Raw genomic sequence first — 16,000 nt, 5'->3', positions numbered from 1 at the left:
AGAAAGGATGAACAAAACAAGATGAAATCATACACACTAAAGGAAGCGGCAAAAAAAGTGAAAGTCGCTCCGCGAGTCTTAAAAGAATGGGAAAAAGAATTTGCACAATACATTACAATTCCGCGGACAAAACAGGGGGCACGCATTTATAATGATGCATTACTGGAGCAATTTGCAAAAATTAAACAATGGTTTGCTGAGGAAAAAACGAAACAAGAGATCATTCAATATTTACAGGCAGAACAACAGAAACAAAATGTTGGATTGGAAACAACGGTAATGGAAGGAGAGGTGATTGATATTCCGCGCCCTTTACGCCATGATACTTATTACATAGCCGAACAAGTGGCGAGGACAATGAAAGAGGAAATCGTTGGCGAGCTCAAAAAAGAAACGACGGAAGTGTTAGAGCAAGCAATGAAAGAAATGAAGTTATACGTGGACGAAATTCGCGAAAACTCCGTATCTACCAAACAAGAAATCCATGACTCACTAACGCAATATACAAAAACATTGCAGCAAGAAACGGAAGAAATTCATGAACATCTCGAAAACGTCGTTACATTTTTACAGGAAGAAAAAGCGAAGCGGGAACAAGAACGAAAGCTCTATGAAGAACAAATCATGGAGCGCGAAAAAGCGTTTCGCGAGCTCGTTGTTTCCTTCCGCCAAGCAGCGGCTAACACTGACACGAAGCGTTCGAATAAGTGGTGGAAATTTTGGTAAAACAAAACTCGGCATATTTGCCGAGTTGTTTTTTGACTTATTCCATCTCCTCTTTTCCTAACATGTTAGATGGTTGTTTCCATATATCCATGATGGCCCCCGCTTCATCACTATCGATGATAAAGGAGCCATTGCTGTAACGATCTGCAGTGCGCAGCGAAGCGGTGGAAATCGTCTCGGTTACGCCCGTCTCGGTGCGAATAAACAATACATCATCGTCCCCTTCCGTTAAAACAGAAGCGACGATGCGGTGCGGATTTGTTTTTAACTCACGAAGCATGACAACTCCACGTTTAGCGCGTGATGTTTTTTCAAATTCACTTAACGGCATTTTTTTCACGGCTCCCCGTTGTGTCGCGATCACTAAATACATGTGTTCTTCTTTCCCGATTGGATGAGCGGAAACAACATAATCTCCTTCTTTTAAATTAATTCCTTTCACACCAGCAGCGCGCACGCCAACCGTGCTTATTTCCGCTTCATCAAACCATAATCCGTATCCTTGATTCGTTACAAGCAATAGGCTTTGTTGTCCATCCGTCACATAGACGTGTATGACTTCATCATCTTCTTTTACATTCATCGCGACAAGCGGGCGCGTATACCGCTGGACTTTATATTGCGCCAGCTCCGTTCGTTTCACCATGCCTCGTTTGGTGACAAAAATAAGGCTTAATGAGTCATCAAACTGTTTGACAGGAACAGCGGCAATAATTTCATCATTCCGATCGAGCGGGATCAAATTGGAAATATGCTGACCGACATCTTTCCAACGAATATCTGGCAGTTCATAAACAGGACAGTACAAGTAATTTCCTTGGCGAGTAAACAACAACAACACATCGGTCGTGTTCATTTCCATTTGCGAAAGCAGCCGGTCAGATTCTTTCATGCCGAAGTCCTGACCGTTCGAAGCACTGTATGAACGGTAGCTCGTTCGTTTCACATATCCTTCTTTCGTCACCGTGACAATCACGTCTTCTGCTGGAATCATCACTTCCAAATTAATTTTAATTTCTTCAATTTCATCTTCAATTACCGTTCTTCGTTCATCGGCATATTGCTTCTTCATCGCTTTTAATTCTTTTTTAATCACCGCAAGCAATTTCTTTTCATCATTTAAAATAGCGGTCAGTTCTTGAATCGTTTTTTCCAACTGTTCCGCTTCTTGTTTTAATGCGGTAATATCTGTGTTCGTTAATCGATATAGTTGCAGCGATACAATCGCTTCCGCTTGTGCTTCGGTGAACTCATATTTCGCCATTAAGTTGTCTTTGGCGTCGCGCTTATCACGGGAAGCACGAATGGTCGCGATCACTTCATCTAAAATCGATAAAGCTTTCATTAAGCCTTCGACAATATGCTGGCGCTCATGCGCTTTTTTCAACTCATATTGCGAGCGGTTCGTCACGACCTCTTTTCGATGCTCAATGTATGCGTCCAACAGTTCTGGAAGGCTTAGCAGTTTCGGATGACGTTTATGAATGGCGACCATATTAAAATTGTACGGTACTTGCAAATCGGTATTTTTATATAAATAATTTAAAATTCCCTCCGCATCGGCATCTTTTTTTAGTTCAATCACAATGCGTAGTCCGGTGCGGTCCGTTTCATCGCGAACATCGGAAATGCCGTCTAGCTTTTTATCGAAACGAAGCTCATCTATTTTTTTGACGAGATTCGCTTTATTTACTTCATACGGAAGCTCCGTGATGATAATTTGCTTTTTCCCGCCTTTTGCTTGTTCAATCACCGCTTTTCCGCGAATAATAATTTTTCCTTTTCCCGTTTCATACGCTTTTTTAATGCCGTCTTTCCCTTGAATAATGCCGCCAGTTGGGAAATCAGGGCCGTGCAGCACCGTCATCAGCTCATCGACGGTGCAGTTCGGCTTGTCGATGCGCATAATCACCGCATCAATCACTTCACCTAAATGGTGCGGCGGAATTTCGGTTGCATATCCCGCCGAAATGCCGGTAGAGCCGTTGACTAATAAATTCGGAAACATCGCCGGCAGCACGACCGGCTCTTTCGTCGTATCATCAAAGTTCGGGACAAAATCGACGGTCTGTTTTTCAATATCACGCAGCAATTCCGAGGCAATCGCCGACAAGCGCGCTTCGGTATACCGCATCGCTGCTGGCGGATCGCCGTCAATGCTTCCGTTATTTCCATGCATTTCAATTAATACATTGCGCAGCTTCCAATCTTGGCTCATCCGCACCATCGCATCATAGACGGACGAATCTCCGTGCGGATGAAAATTTCCGATGACGTTCCCGACCGTTTTTGCCGCTTTGCGAAACGGTTTGTCCGCCGTATTTCCATCGATGTACATCGCATATAAAATGCGGCGCTGCACCGGCTTTAACCCATCCCGAACATCGGGAAGCGCGCGCTCTTGAATAATATATTTACTATAGCGGCCAAAGCGGTCGCCAAGCACATCCTCAAGCGCCAAATCTAGCAACCTTTCTGCCATCAATAATCCCCTCCTGCAACAAATACATGCTCATTGTCTAAAATATTTGGGTCGTCTTCTAATCCGAATGCGACGTTTGCTTCAATCCATTTTCTGCGCGGTTCGACTTTATCGCCCATCAATGTTGTTACGCGGCGCTCCGCCCGGGCCGCATCTTCAATCCGCACGCGAATAAGCGTGCGTGTTTCTGGATTCATGGTCGTTTCCCATAATTGATCGGCGTTCATTTCGCCAAGCCCTTTATAGCGCTGTATGGTATAACCTTTGCCGAACTTTTTCACGATTTCTTTTAATTGTTCATCCGTCCACGCGTATTCGATGATTTCTTTTTTTCCTGTACCTTTGCTAATTTTATATAGCGGCGGCAGGGCAATATATACTTTTCCCGCTTCGATGAGCGGCCGCATGTGCCGATAAAAAAACGTTAAAAGCAACACTTGAATGTGCGCGCCGTCCGTGTCCGCGTCCGTCATAATAATCACTTTGTCATAGTTAATGTCATCAAGCGAAAAATCCGGTCCGACTCCCCCGCCGATCGCGTGGATAATCGTATTGATTTCTTCGTTTTTCAAAATGTCGGCAAGCTTCGCTTTTTCTGTGTTAATCACTTTTCCGCGCAGCGGCAATACCGCTTGAAAACGGCGGTCGCGCCCTTGTTTCGCCGAACCGCCTGCCGAATCCCCTTCGACTAAATATAATTCGTTTTTCTTCGGATTGCGCGATTGCGCCGGCGTCAATTTTCCGCTTAATACCGTTTCCTTTCCTTTTCGCTTCTTCCCGCTTCTCGCTTCCTCGCGCGCTTTTCGAGCCGCTTCCCGCGCTTGATATGCCCGAATGGCTTTTTTGATCAGCATCGTGCTAATATCAGGGTTTTCTTGCAAAAAGTATGTTAAATGTTCCGATACGACCGCATCAACGGCTGAACGGGCTTCGCTTGTTCCTAGTTTTCCTTTCGTCTGCCCTTCAAACTGCAACAGGTGTTCCGGAATTCTTACCGATATGATGGCGGACAACCCTTCGCGAATATCCGATCCTTCCAAGTTTTTATCTTTTTCTTTTAACAGCCCCATCTTACGCGCATATTCATTAAACACGCGCGTCATCGCCGTTTTGGCGCCCGCTTCATGCGTGCCGCCGTCTTTGGTGCGCACGTTGTTCACGAACGAAAGCACGTTTTCCGAATAGCCGTCGTTAAATTGGAAAGCAAATTCGACTTCAATGCCGTTTTGCTCCCCTTCAAAATAAACGACAGGATGGAGAACATCTTTGTCTTCATTTAAATATTCAACAAACGCCTCAATCCCGTTTTCATAATAAAACATATCGCGCATGCCGGTCCGCTCATCGATGAGCTCGATCTTTAGCCCTTTTAACAAAAACGCAGATTCGCGCAAACGTTCGCTTAACGTTTCGTAGTTAAACGTTGTCGTGCTGAAAATGGTCGGATCTGGCTTAAATTGAATGATTGTGCCTGTTTTGTTGGTTGTCCCGATTTTTTCTAGTGTTGTAACCGGTTTTCCTCCGTGCTCGAAACGTTGTTGATAGATAAAACCGTCACGATGGATCGTCACCACAAGCCATTCCGACAAAGCGTTGACGACCGATGCGCCGACTCCGTGCAAGCCGCCGCTCGTCTTATACCCGCCTTGCCCGAATTTGCCGCCGGCATGTAAAACCGTTAAAATCACTTCCGGCGTCGGCTTGCCAAGCTTATGCATTCCCGTCGGCATGCCTCGCCCTTCGTCAAGTACGGTAATGCTGTTATCTTTATGTATTTTTACGAGAATATAATTTCCGTACCCCGCTAACGCTTCATCGACGGAGTTGTCGACAATTTCATAGACAAGATGATGCAGACCGCGGCTGTCGGTGCTGCCGATATACATTCCCGGCCGCCTCCGCACCGCTTCGAGTCCTTCTAATACTTGAATCGCATCATCGTTATATTCATATACGGATTGTTTTGTCACATGCATTCCCCTTTCAACAAAAACAAGAACATTTGTTTCTGTTTTATTGTAACATAAAATTCGTCAGCGTCTACGCTTATTTTACCGTTTCCGACAAAATTCCCTCTAAAAATGGAAATGACCATCTAAAAAGATGGTCGATTCCGTTTAATGTTGTTTCGTTAGCGCGTGTTCTACTTTAATGCAGCGATCCATCACGACCGTATATCCTTTTTCTTTTAAAAATTCATAAGCTTCTTCATTGACGACGCCAAGCTGCGCCCAAAATACATCGGCATCAATTTGCACAAATTCGCGGGCGATTTCCGGTAAATGCTCGGAACGGCGAAATACATTGACAATATCGACATGCCCGTCAATATCGGTTAATTTCTTTACTGCTTTAATGCCTTCCCATTCCTCGATCATCGGGTTGACGGGAATAATTTCATAGCCGGCATCTTTCATCGCTTTCGCCACCATGTATGACTCCCGTTCCGGATTGTTTGATAATCCAACAACAGCGATGCGTTTTGCTTTTTGCAAAATTTCTCGGATTTCTTCTCGACTTGGATTTGTAATTGGCATAAGCACTCTCTCCTTTGTTTAATCTTTGTCGTACTATTTCTTCATGAATAAACAGAATCCTGCTAGCGGTTACAAAAAGATCATTCAAACAACTGCTCGGCAACGGATTCCACATCCGTCGTCGGTTGTTGGCAGGCAAAATTTTCGCACACATACACGGTCGTTTCCTCCCCAAGCGGTTCATACTCTGCCGCAAACGGAGCGATGTCTGCCACATCAGCCGGGTGTTCCGCCGCCAACAGAAAAACGTCCGGCGCAAATGTGTGCTGCCATTGCTGAATCAAATACTCTCGTTTTTCATCGCCTTGTTTTCCAAACAAAACGACTTCGACGGTTTGAGCCTCAAGAAGCGACAATCCTTGCAAGAAAAACGTATGACCGCTTTCGTACGTTTCGACTTGACGCTGGAAGACTTTATACATCGTTTCTGCTTTTTCCAATAGCGCAAAATCACCTGTCAGCTTTGCTAGACGAATCAGTTGCACCGCGGCAACACTATTTCCCGATGGCAACGCGCCATCGTAAATTTCTTTTTCCCGAATGATGAGCGCCTCCGCGTCGCTTCCAGTCATAAAAAACGCACCGTGCTCTTCGTCCCAAAACAAGTCGATCATTTGCTCCGTACATGCTTTCGCTTTTTGCAAATATGATAACTCCAGCGTCGCCTCATACATTTCGATATACGCCCAAATAAGATAGGCATAGTCGTCGATAATGCCAAGATGCTTCGCTTCCCCATCGCGATAGCGCACCATCAGCCGACCGTCTTGAAAAAGGTTGGTTTCGATAAATGAAAGCGCCTGCTTTGCCATCTGTAAATAGTCGCGGCGTTCATATACTTTTGCTGCTTTCGCCAGCGCGGCAATCATTAACGCATTCCAAGTTGTTAATATTTTATCATCCACATGCGGATAAACACGCAGCGAACGATCGGCAAACAACTTCTGTCTCGCTTCTTTGAGTTTTTCGCAGAGCTCTTCTTCCGTCAGACGATATCGTCTTGCGATGCGGTCCATTCTCGTATGAATGAGATTTGGCACGTTTTTTCCTTCAAAATTTCCTTCTTCAGTAATATCATACACATCACAATACAATTCGCCAAGTTCAGTGCCGAGCACGTTCATCACTTCATCGGGTGTCCATACGTAATATTTTCCTTCCACCCCTTCCGAATCGGCGTCAATTGCTGAATAGAAAGCACCGTCATCAGAAGTCATTTCCCGCTTGACAAATTCAATGATTTGTTCCGCAATTTCCTTATATCGTTCATTTTTCGTTAATTGATACGCTTCCGTATATGTGATGACTAAAAGCGCGTTATCATACAACATTTTCTCAAAGTGCGGCACAAGCCACATCGCATCGGTCGAATAGCGGGCAAACCCGTAGCCGATATGGTCATAAATGCCGCCGTTGGCCATGCCGTTTAACGTTTTTTCCACCATCATCAGCGCACGCTCATCCCGTTTCCATTGGTAATAACGCATTAAAAACATGAGCATGTGCGGAATTGGAAATTTTGGCGCACCGCCAAAACCTCCATATACTGCATCAAAACTATTCGAAAGCTGCCGATATGCCTTTTCGATCGCCTCGAGAGACAGCCGCTCCGTTCCCGAAGCGTGCGCGGACTGTTCGAGCTCTTTTGTTATTTGTTCGGCAACCCTCGTAATTTCGCTTGGATTTTCCTTATATTTGTCATATAGCTGTGTCAATACGTCAATAAAACCAGGACGGCCGTACCGGCTGTGTTTTGGAAAATACGTTCCCGCGTAAAACGGCTTCCCCTCCGGCGTCAAAAACACGCTAAGCGGCCAGCCGCCATGCCCCGTTAGCATTTGGCAGACGCGCATATAAATGGAATCAATATCCGGACGTTCCTCGCGATCCACTTTAATGGATATGTATTTTTCGTTTAAGATCGCGGCAACTTCTTCATCTTCAAAGCTCTCATGCGCCATTACATGGCACCAGTGGCAAGTAGATTAATACTCCAATTCTTCTGCGTATTTCTATTCCAAGCCCCCTATTAGAGGGCTAGGAATAACCGATGGACAGGAATACAGGCTTACCTTCCCTTTTTGCTTTTTGAAACGCTTCTGGCGACCATTCCAACCAATTCACAGGATTTGTTTCATGTTGCTTCAAGTAAGGACTTTTCGACATGACTAACCAATTGTATTTTTCGTTATAACGTTCGCGTTCAAGATATTCCTTCACTATGTAACACTCCCTTTTATCAAATGTTAGAACACTTCTTCCATCTTCGCTTGAACGGTTGTCCATAAGACGTATAAAAATATTTGCTAGGAATTTATGTTCTTTTTTATTTTACCATATTGTTCCTAATTCGATACTTAAAAATAAGGTACCAAAAAAGATGGTACCGTCAAGAATTTTGTGTAATGTAATGGGGTAGGGTTTCTCTGAAATGGATTTGAATTGATAGGGGACTGATTTTCTCCACACAGGAGACTGAATATTCAGTCTCCTGTGTGGACAGAGGAAACCCCCTTTCTTTGCTTATTTGTTTATTTACAATATTTGGTTAATTGTAGCATTCTTCAAACATTCGCTCGAGGGCTTCCTGTGCTTCGGCAAATCCTCTTAACTTTCGCCCTGCCCATTTCTCATTAAGATCCTGGATGGTCAAATACACGACTTTTTCCGCGGCTTCTAAACTATTCAAACTGTTCATCGGTTTTAGGCGTTTCCGAATCTCCTTGATCGTTCGTTCGATGGCATTGGTCGTGTAAATCACACTTCGAATACTGCTTGGATAATCCATAAATGTAAGGAGGACATCCAACTCATTGGCCCAAGATTGAACTTCTCTCGGGTATTTACCAGACCATTTCGACTCAAACTGTTGAAACATTTGTAACGCCATCTCCTTATTCGGCGCGCGATAAATCAGTTTGAGATTCTCTGCCACTTCAAATTGATCTTTTTTCCGAACACGGCTGAGGGTGTTGCGGACTTTGTGCACGACACAGCGCTGCACATCGGCTTTCGGATACACCGCCTTAAAGGCTTCCTCCAACCCCGGTAGTCCATCGAATACGCCCAGAAGCACTTCTTTTACGCCCCTGTTGTATAGTTGTTGAAGAATCTCCTGCCATACATAGGCGCTTTCCTGTCCTCCCACAAAGAAATCAAGAATTTCGCGATATCCTTCTTCATTCACCCCTAACGCCACATAAATGGCTTCTTTCTCCACGGTTTCGCGACGAAGTTTTACGTATAAACCATCCAAATATAAGACAGAATAACGCTTGTGCAGTGGACGAGTGTGCCATTTCTCGATGCCCTCTTTCACGACATCGGTAATACGGCTGATCGTTGCAGGAGAATAGGCATTTCCTAGAATTCGTTCGATAAACTTGCCAATTTCCCGTGTGCTCATGCCACTTTGATACATCCTAATGATGGCTTCCTCCAGCCAGCCGGTGTGGCGTTGATAAGGGGCAAACAACTATGTTTGAAATTCCCCGTTTCGGTCTCTTGGCACCAAAAGACCCTCAATCCGGCCATATTGTGTATCTAGATTTCGTTGATAGTAGCCGCTTCTCATATTGAATGTGTCCGCCTGTTCGATTTCGAGGAAATGTTTGATTTCTTCCCGCATAATCAGCTCTAATTTTTCCTTCACAAACTGACGAATGACACTTTCCAGTTGATTTGCCCAGTCGACATTCGGTATACTTCTTTTAGACATAGGTAGGGTACTCCTTTCTCTAAGATTTTTGGTCCAATCAGAGAATACCCTACCTTTTTTCTTTTGTTCTAGCAAAATGCGTTACACAAACTTTTATACATCATCTAATGTGCTAGTTTATATCATCATTTTTAACCTCAATTTTTGTAAGATATCTTTTTCAACATGATATACCCCTTGACCATTAGTATAGTTTAATTCATGTTCTAATTTGTTTATCAAACTTTTTGCTCCTTTAACATCTCCCTTTAAATACTTAATTATGGCAAGGGAACGGTTATAGGCATATGAATCTAATTTTGATACTCCTTTAAATAATTTATCTATTTCTTCTAAGTTTTCCTCACTGTTTCCATATAAAAATTTATAGAGTATGTATAAACTGTTAAAATTCCCTTTGATAAATTTATTTTCCTTTGTAAGCGGTTCATTTATGATTGGTTGTATACTTAAAAAAATCTGTTCAACATTCCCAGCGTCAAAATAATAATAAAAAAGAAATGTATAGATCATATGATTTTCAATTGAATTTTTCCCTTTAATTATTTCTTTACACTTTTCAATCAACTCTTTATCCCATTCAATTGGTCTTTTTGAACTAAACATCTCACTAAGTATTTGAAATTTTAAAATATGTAAAAACGCTTGTTCCTTGTCTTTAAATAATAAAAATATATTTCCTCCATCGTTTGCTTCCCCTTTTATAATTGGAAATGAGGTAGCTATAAATATAACAATGTTTAAAAGAGAACACCATAGCATAAAATCGTTTTTATAAATCTTCCCAATCATGAAAAATATAAGAAATGCTATAAAACTAAAAAAAGGGCCTCCAAACAAAAACAATCCCCATTTTGCTTTTATTTTAGAAAAAGTTTCAACAGTAGGGGTCACAAAAGAAACTCCACCGAAATAAATCCAATGTTTATTTTCACGTATTTTTAATTTTCCTTGCACTTTTTCAATTAAAAAGGGACCAAAAGTAAAAAAATGAAAATTAAACTTACATAATACCCCAAAGATCACATGCCCTAATTCGTGCAAAAAAATAGCAATAATCAAACAGATACCCAAAATCCATATATCGAAAATAGTCGATGCTAATGATGGAAATAATTTAGTAACTATTAAGGAAATAAAGAATATAATTAGAAGTAAAATACTAGGTCTATAAATTATATTTTGCATTGAAATCCTTCCTAACCATATTTCTTATAGATAAATCCAGATATTCTAGGAAGAGGCGGGATCCCAACCGAGTTCGGCGGGTATACGGATTAAGATCGTTTGTTTTAGTTCTTGTTGTTGTTTTTTCATTAAGAACGGAACCCGTCCCAGTGGGCTTTTTCGGTCCAACAGAAGATTGAATAAGGAAACATAAAAAACGACGGTTTGGCGGCACAGGTTGAGCATGGCAGCAACATCTTTGCCCAAATATCCTTCCATCACGAGACGAACCGCCATGACACGTTGACCAGCGAGGCCTTTTTGATTTTTCATTCTTCTTGGCAAAGTTTTCGTGATGTCCATCCACGGTCATTCGTAATGGTGAGTCGTCTCATCCTGGGTTTGTTCCTTTTCCGATCGAGTGCTTAGGAGCAGTATGATCAAGATGAGAGAAGTTTATCCAAGCGTTAACTTTGTAAGGTGCATCAGCCTTGTTGACCCCAGTTGCAAGGAGATACTTCGACAGAATTCGTTTTCATCCTTTCGATGGTGACGAATTTTTTGTTATGGGGGTATATGTTAATTTTGTAATTAAATATAAAAAATCGAGCGATGAACCAAAATATTTATCATTATAACTAATATACCCTAAAAAGAAGAAAGACACCAACTTCCTTGAGTCAGTCAAGATTTTGTGGGAACTTTTTTGGTTCGCTGAAAACAGGTGTAAGTCATAGATTGGCGAACCATTTTTTTGAATTTTATCCGTAAGCGCTTTCGAACTCTCATCCCTTGCCATGACAGCGCTGTTCAGTTCCACAAGCAACCCCTCTTCATCCTGCTTCACCAGCTTTTGCCGAATCGCCTGCCACCGTGGATGGCCCGAGAGGCATTGGCGCAATTCACGCGCCACGTGGAATCGATCCAATTGAAAGCAGACCCGTCCCTTGAAATACTCCCGGCACGCGGTAATCCATGGAGCGCCGTCCCCGTTGATGACAAGAAGATCCCGGCAAGGATCATAGGCATATTCATTTATCAAAAATTCCTCGAAGCCTTCCCACACCTCCCCCTTGCCCTCATGGACGTAATGGCGCTGATTCACGAATTCGATCCGGGAGCCGTTGCGCTTCCATCCTTCGTGAACGGTCAGGATTTTGTCTTCCTTGGCCCGTTTTCCCTTCCCTTGGCGGGAAACAAACAGTCCATCGGCCTCCACCAACAGCACCCGTCCATATCGCTGGTCCACCGGGCAGTGCAGCGGAACTTCGGCCTCGAGCACCAACTGGCGGATCGCCTCATGGCTCATCACCGGATACCCGACCATCTGGGCAAGCGTACGAGCCGCTTTGCGATAGGAAGAGCACTCCACCGCCAATCCCACCGCTGTTTCTTCTAGACAAGGGCTGATTGACTGCGATCCATCAAACGCGAGAAAGGAATCCAGCAAAAATGTGTAACGGTTTTGTTCTCGGTCTAAATAGTAGTTTCGCTCAAAGGTGACTTCGCCAAACAGGGTTTGAATCGTGGTGCGTCGTTTGTCTTTCAAGTGGTATCGGCGCTTATCTCGATTCTCTGCCAATTGCCGGTCGATGTCCTCCAACAGAGCCGTAAACAGCTCGGCGAAGGCGTTTTGCAAGGCTCGAAACAAAGCAAGTTCGATCTCTTTCCATGTCAACGAATTTGTGGTAAGATGTTGTTGAATATTCATAGGACTCTCTCCTCCTGTTTGTAGTGTGGTCAATGAACATCTTACCAGGGAGAGAGTCCTTTTTTCATGTTTCCTGCTTGGGATCCTACCGCGCTTCGCTTGGTGGCCCCGATGAGGGGGGTGCGAACCTACGTTCCCAACCCCTCATCGGGGAACTTCTAAGAATTTTTCCCACAAACATTTTACTCACACGGCTGAGAAGAGCAAAAGTTTCATTTCAGTTCAGTGCCCCATCGGAATGTGTTATCTTGTCATGTGTGACTAAGAAATGCTTTCGGATCTTTAGCAAAGCGGTCTCGACAGCCCGGGCAACAGAAACCATAGATAGTGCCATCGAGTTCCAAACGGAATTGGGTTTTCTTTAAATCTACGGTCATGCCGCAAACCGGATCCACCACTATTTGAGATACTGTGGTATGATCGTCGCTTGCGGACAGTGCTTCGGTCTCCGAGATCCCCTTTTCTGGTTGTCCTTCCCACTGCACATTCAAATCTCGGCGACGGCGTTCCACGATTTGAGCAAGGATGCTAAGGGCAATCTCTTGTGCTCCTACAGCACCAATATCTAACCCCGCAGGAGCCGTGATAAAGTCAATAAATTCCTTTGGCGCCCCAGCCGCTTCCAATCCGCTGCTTACAGTCGCCCAACGCTTCGGACTGGTGACCAACCCCAAATACCGTAATTTACAATGGACAAGTGCCAACAGGCCTTCACTATCATACAAACCCATCGTAGCCACGACACCATAAGCCGTTGTATTGTTGAAAGCAGCAAGTTGACTGCGTAATATCTCCAGCGGTTCTCCCGAACTGCTATCCTCCGCTTTTTCCAATGCGATCCGGCGTGGCACAAAAGCGAATCGGGGTGCCATTTCTTCAAGAGCATGCGCAATCGGGGAATCCCCTACAATAATCAACAAAGGATCAACATGTTTTGGTTCTAAAAAAAGTTCAACTGTTCCTTCAGATGCACAAGTCATTGGAAGGACTGTAACTCCTTCCTCCACATGGGCCGGTGGCTGCGGGGTTACAAGCAAAAGTCTTTTTTCTCCAGTTCGAAGACACTCCTGTGCTTGATTGATAACTAATTCCCTCGTACAATGCCCACCTACAAAACCTATCATTTTTCCGTCCGCTGTCACAATCGCCTTATCACCAACTGCCGCCGAACTTGGCCGCACACGGCGGACAACTGTCACCATGACATACGGTTCAACTCGTTCATCCATGCCCTTTGCTGTTTCCCAAACAAGGTCCATTTTTATGACCCGGCAGCGTTATAACGCCACCGGGCTTTCCCCTCCTTAATCGATGTTAATCTCAGCATGCTAGGTACTGAATCATTCGTTAATACCGTGTTCTCTTAAAATTTTCCATATCTTCCATGGATAAAGCGGCATGTCAATATGCTCTACGCCAAGTGGTGACAGAGCATCCACCACCGCATTGACAAACGCGGCTGGAGAACCGACATTCGGCGACTCTCCAACGCCTTTCGCGCCAATCGGATGATGCGGAGACGGTGTCACCGTCCGATCTGTTTCCCAATGTGGCGTGTCAAGAGCCGTCGGGACTAAATAGTCCATCCAGTTTGGCGCCAGACAGTTGCCGTTCGAATCGTACGGGATATCTTGCATGAACGCAATAGCAAACCCTTCCGTTAGTCCTCCGTGCACCTGTCCCTCAACGATCATTGGGTTGATCACGTTGCCGCAATCGTCAACAGCCAAGAACCGTCGCACTTTGACAGCACCCGTTCCCTTGTCGATATCGACCACCGCAATATAGGCCCCGTGAGGGAAAGTGAGGTTCGGAGGATCATAGTAGTAAGTCGCTTCCAAACCAGGCTCCACGCCATCAGGCACATCCGTATAGGCAGCAAAAGCCACATCTTTCATCGTCACCGATTTTCCTGGCAAACCTTTTGCGGAAAAGGCGGTGCCGTCCCATACAACGTCATCTTCACCGACTTCTAGCAGATGGGCGGCGATTTTGCGAGCCTTTTCGCGAATTCTGCGCGCGCAGAGCGCTGCAGCAGCACCTGCCGTTGGCGTAGAGCGGCTGGCGTACGTTCCTAATCCATAAGGGGCAGTATCAGTATCTCCTTCCTCAATCAACACATCATCCGCACTCAATCCGAGCTCTTCCGCGATGATTTGGGCGAATGTCGTCTCATGCCCTTGGCCTTGGTGCCGCACACCGAGCCGTGCAATCACTTTGCCAGTTGGATGGACGCGAATCTCCGCGCTGTCGAACATCTTAATTCCAAGAATATCGAATGTATTTTTTGGTCCTCCACCGACAATCTCCGTAAAAGTGGAGATGCCAATACCCATGAATTCACCGCGGGCTCGTTTCTCTGCCTGTTCTTTGCGCAATTCGTCATACCCAATCCGTTCTAAGGCAAGTTTCAACGTTTTTTCGTAGTCTCCGCTGTCGTACACCCATCCAGTCGGAGATTTGTATGGGAACTGGTCCTTGCGAATGAAATTGCGGAAACGCAGTTCGGCCGGATCGATCTTCAACCTTTGCGCCAGTACGTCCATTGTCCGTTCAATCAGGTACGCTGCTTCTGTGACACGGAAGGAACAGCGGTACGCCACACCTCCAGGAGCCTTGTTCGTATAAACGGCATCCACTTCGACGAACGCGGCCTTGAAATCATACGAACCTGTCACAATGTTAAACAGGCCAGCCGGAAATTTGGTCGGATTAGCTGCCGCATCAAAGGCACCATGGTCAGCGATGGTTTTCACTCGCAGTCCCAACACTCTGCCATCCTCGCGCGCAGCAATCTCGCACGTCATGTGGAAGTCGCGTGCGAAAGAAGTGCTTGCGATATTTTCTGTTCGTGTTTCAATCCATTTAACAAGCACACCCAACTTCAGCGAAGCAGCAACCGCAACGACGTATCCCGGATAGACACCTACTTTGTTCCCAAAACCTCCGCCAACATCAGGCGAAATAACTCGAATCTGATGTTCAGGAATACCGCTTAACATCGCGATTACAGTTCGATGGACATGAGGTGCTTGGGAAGTAACATAAAACGTCAACCGACCTGTCGCTGTATTGTAATCTGCAACACACCCACACGGCTCAAGCGGCGAAGGATGGACACGCTGGAAGCGCACATCTTGCTTGACGACAACCGGTGCATCACGAAAGACGTTCTCTGTTTCTTCTCGATCTCCCGACTCCCAGTGCCAGATGTGGTTCGACTTTTTCTCCCGATCTTCACGGAGGATAGGAGCATCCGGCTCAAGCGCCTTGAACGGATCCACCACAACCGGCAATGGCTCATAATCGACTTCGATCAACTGCAGAGCGTCTTCCGCTTGGGCGCGCGTCTCCGCAACAACGGCGGCGACTTCTTGGTACTGAAACAGAACCTTGTCTACAGCCAACACCATCTGTTGGTCGCCATTCAAAGTCGGCATCCATGCAAGGTTCATTTTGGCTAGATCCTCACCTGTGAGCACCAATTTGACGCCGGGCGCGGCCAATGCAGCTGATGTATCGATTCGACGAATGCGGGCATGTGCGTACGGACTGCGTAAAATCGCCATATAAAGCATATTCGGCAGAATCACATCATCCACGTAGCGGCCTTTCCCGCGAAGAAACCGCGGATCCTCTTTGCGGGCAATCGATTTGCC

Annotated in this window: 10 protein-coding genes and 2 pseudogenes; 1 reads left to right on the top strand and 11 read right to left on the bottom strand. The window is 45.1% G+C overall.

Going from position 1 to position 16,000, the window contains the following annotated elements; genetic code table 11:
- The first annotated feature begins 21 nt into the window (after positions 1 to 21).
- Positions 22 to 726 carry a MerR family transcriptional regulator gene (locus tag B9L23_RS10485; RefSeq protein ID WP_089097614.1) on the top strand — a complete coding sequence of 235 codons (705 nt, stop codon included), beginning with the start codon at positions 22 to 24 and terminating at the stop codon, positions 724 to 726.
- 37 nt (positions 727 to 763) lie between these two features.
- Here B9L23_RS10485 and parC read toward each other — a convergent pair whose 3' ends face one another.
- From parC to B9L23_RS10435, 11 genes and pseudogenes are all read right to left on the bottom strand, one after another.
- Positions 764 to 3,208 carry a DNA topoisomerase IV subunit A gene (parC, locus tag B9L23_RS10480; RefSeq protein ID WP_089097613.1) on the bottom strand — a complete coding sequence of 815 codons (2,445 nt, stop codon included), beginning with the start codon at positions 3,206 to 3,208 and terminating at the stop codon, positions 764 to 766.
- A complete protein-coding gene (gene parE, locus B9L23_RS10475) occupies positions 3,208 to 5,184 on the bottom strand; it encodes a DNA topoisomerase IV subunit B (protein ID WP_211278810.1) in 1,977 nt (658 codons plus the stop codon). The genes parC and parE overlap by 1 nt, the downstream gene beginning before the upstream one ends.
- Positions 5,185 to 5,325: 141 nt before the next feature.
- Positions 5,326 to 5,745 carry a CoA-binding protein gene (locus B9L23_RS10470; protein WP_015863861.1) on the bottom strand — a complete coding sequence of 140 codons (420 nt, stop codon included), beginning with the start codon at positions 5,743 to 5,745 and terminating at the stop codon, positions 5,326 to 5,328.
- 80 nt (positions 5,746 to 5,825) lie between these two features.
- Positions 5,826 to 7,706: a thioredoxin domain-containing protein gene (locus B9L23_RS10465; protein ID WP_169712557.1), complete on the bottom strand. Its 1,881-nt coding sequence runs from the start codon at positions 7,704 to 7,706 to the stop codon at positions 5,826 to 5,828.
- A gap of 76 nt (positions 7,707 to 7,782) precedes the next feature.
- Positions 7,783 to 7,965: a DUF255 domain-containing protein gene (locus tag B9L23_RS21375; protein ID WP_035502040.1), complete on the bottom strand. Its 183-nt coding sequence runs from the start codon at positions 7,963 to 7,965 to the stop codon at positions 7,783 to 7,785.
- A gap of 328 nt (positions 7,966 to 8,293) precedes the next feature.
- A pseudogene (locus B9L23_RS10460) lies at positions 8,294 to 9,463 on the bottom strand (IS256 family transposase).
- A 117-nt stretch (positions 9,464 to 9,580) separates the two neighbouring features.
- On the bottom strand, positions 9,581 to 10,651 hold the full coding sequence (locus B9L23_RS10455; RefSeq protein WP_089097611.1) for a M50 family metallopeptidase: 1,071 nt from the start codon (positions 10,649 to 10,651) through the stop codon (positions 9,581 to 9,583).
- A gap of 45 nt (positions 10,652 to 10,696) precedes the next feature.
- Entirely contained in the window at positions 10,697 to 10,993 is a 297-nt protein-coding gene (locus tag B9L23_RS10450) for a COG3415 family protein (RefSeq protein ID WP_425439784.1), read from the bottom strand.
- Positions 10,994 to 11,405: 412 nt separating this feature from the next.
- Positions 11,406 to 12,341, bottom strand: a pseudogene (locus B9L23_RS10445) (ISLre2 family transposase); the annotation flags it as partial.
- A gap of 251 nt (positions 12,342 to 12,592) precedes the next feature.
- A complete protein-coding gene (locus tag B9L23_RS10440) occupies positions 12,593 to 13,600 on the bottom strand; it encodes an XdhC family protein (protein WP_081189875.1) in 1,008 nt (335 codons plus the stop codon).
- Between the two features lie 81 nt (positions 13,601 to 13,681).
- The gene (locus tag B9L23_RS10435; RefSeq protein ID WP_245842475.1) at positions 13,682 to 15,919 is read right to left on the bottom strand and encodes an aerobic carbon-monoxide dehydrogenase large subunit; all 2,238 of its coding nucleotides are present in this window, start codon (positions 15,917 to 15,919) and stop codon (positions 13,682 to 13,684) included.
- Between the last annotated feature and the right edge of the window lie 81 nt (positions 15,920 to 16,000).

The organism is Parageobacillus galactosidasius (assembly GCF_002217735.1).
In the GTDB taxonomy this organism is placed as follows: Bacteria; Bacillota; Bacilli; order Bacillales; family Anoxybacillaceae; genus Parageobacillus_B; species Parageobacillus_B toebii.
This window is presented reverse-complemented; position numbering and strand designations above follow the sequence as displayed.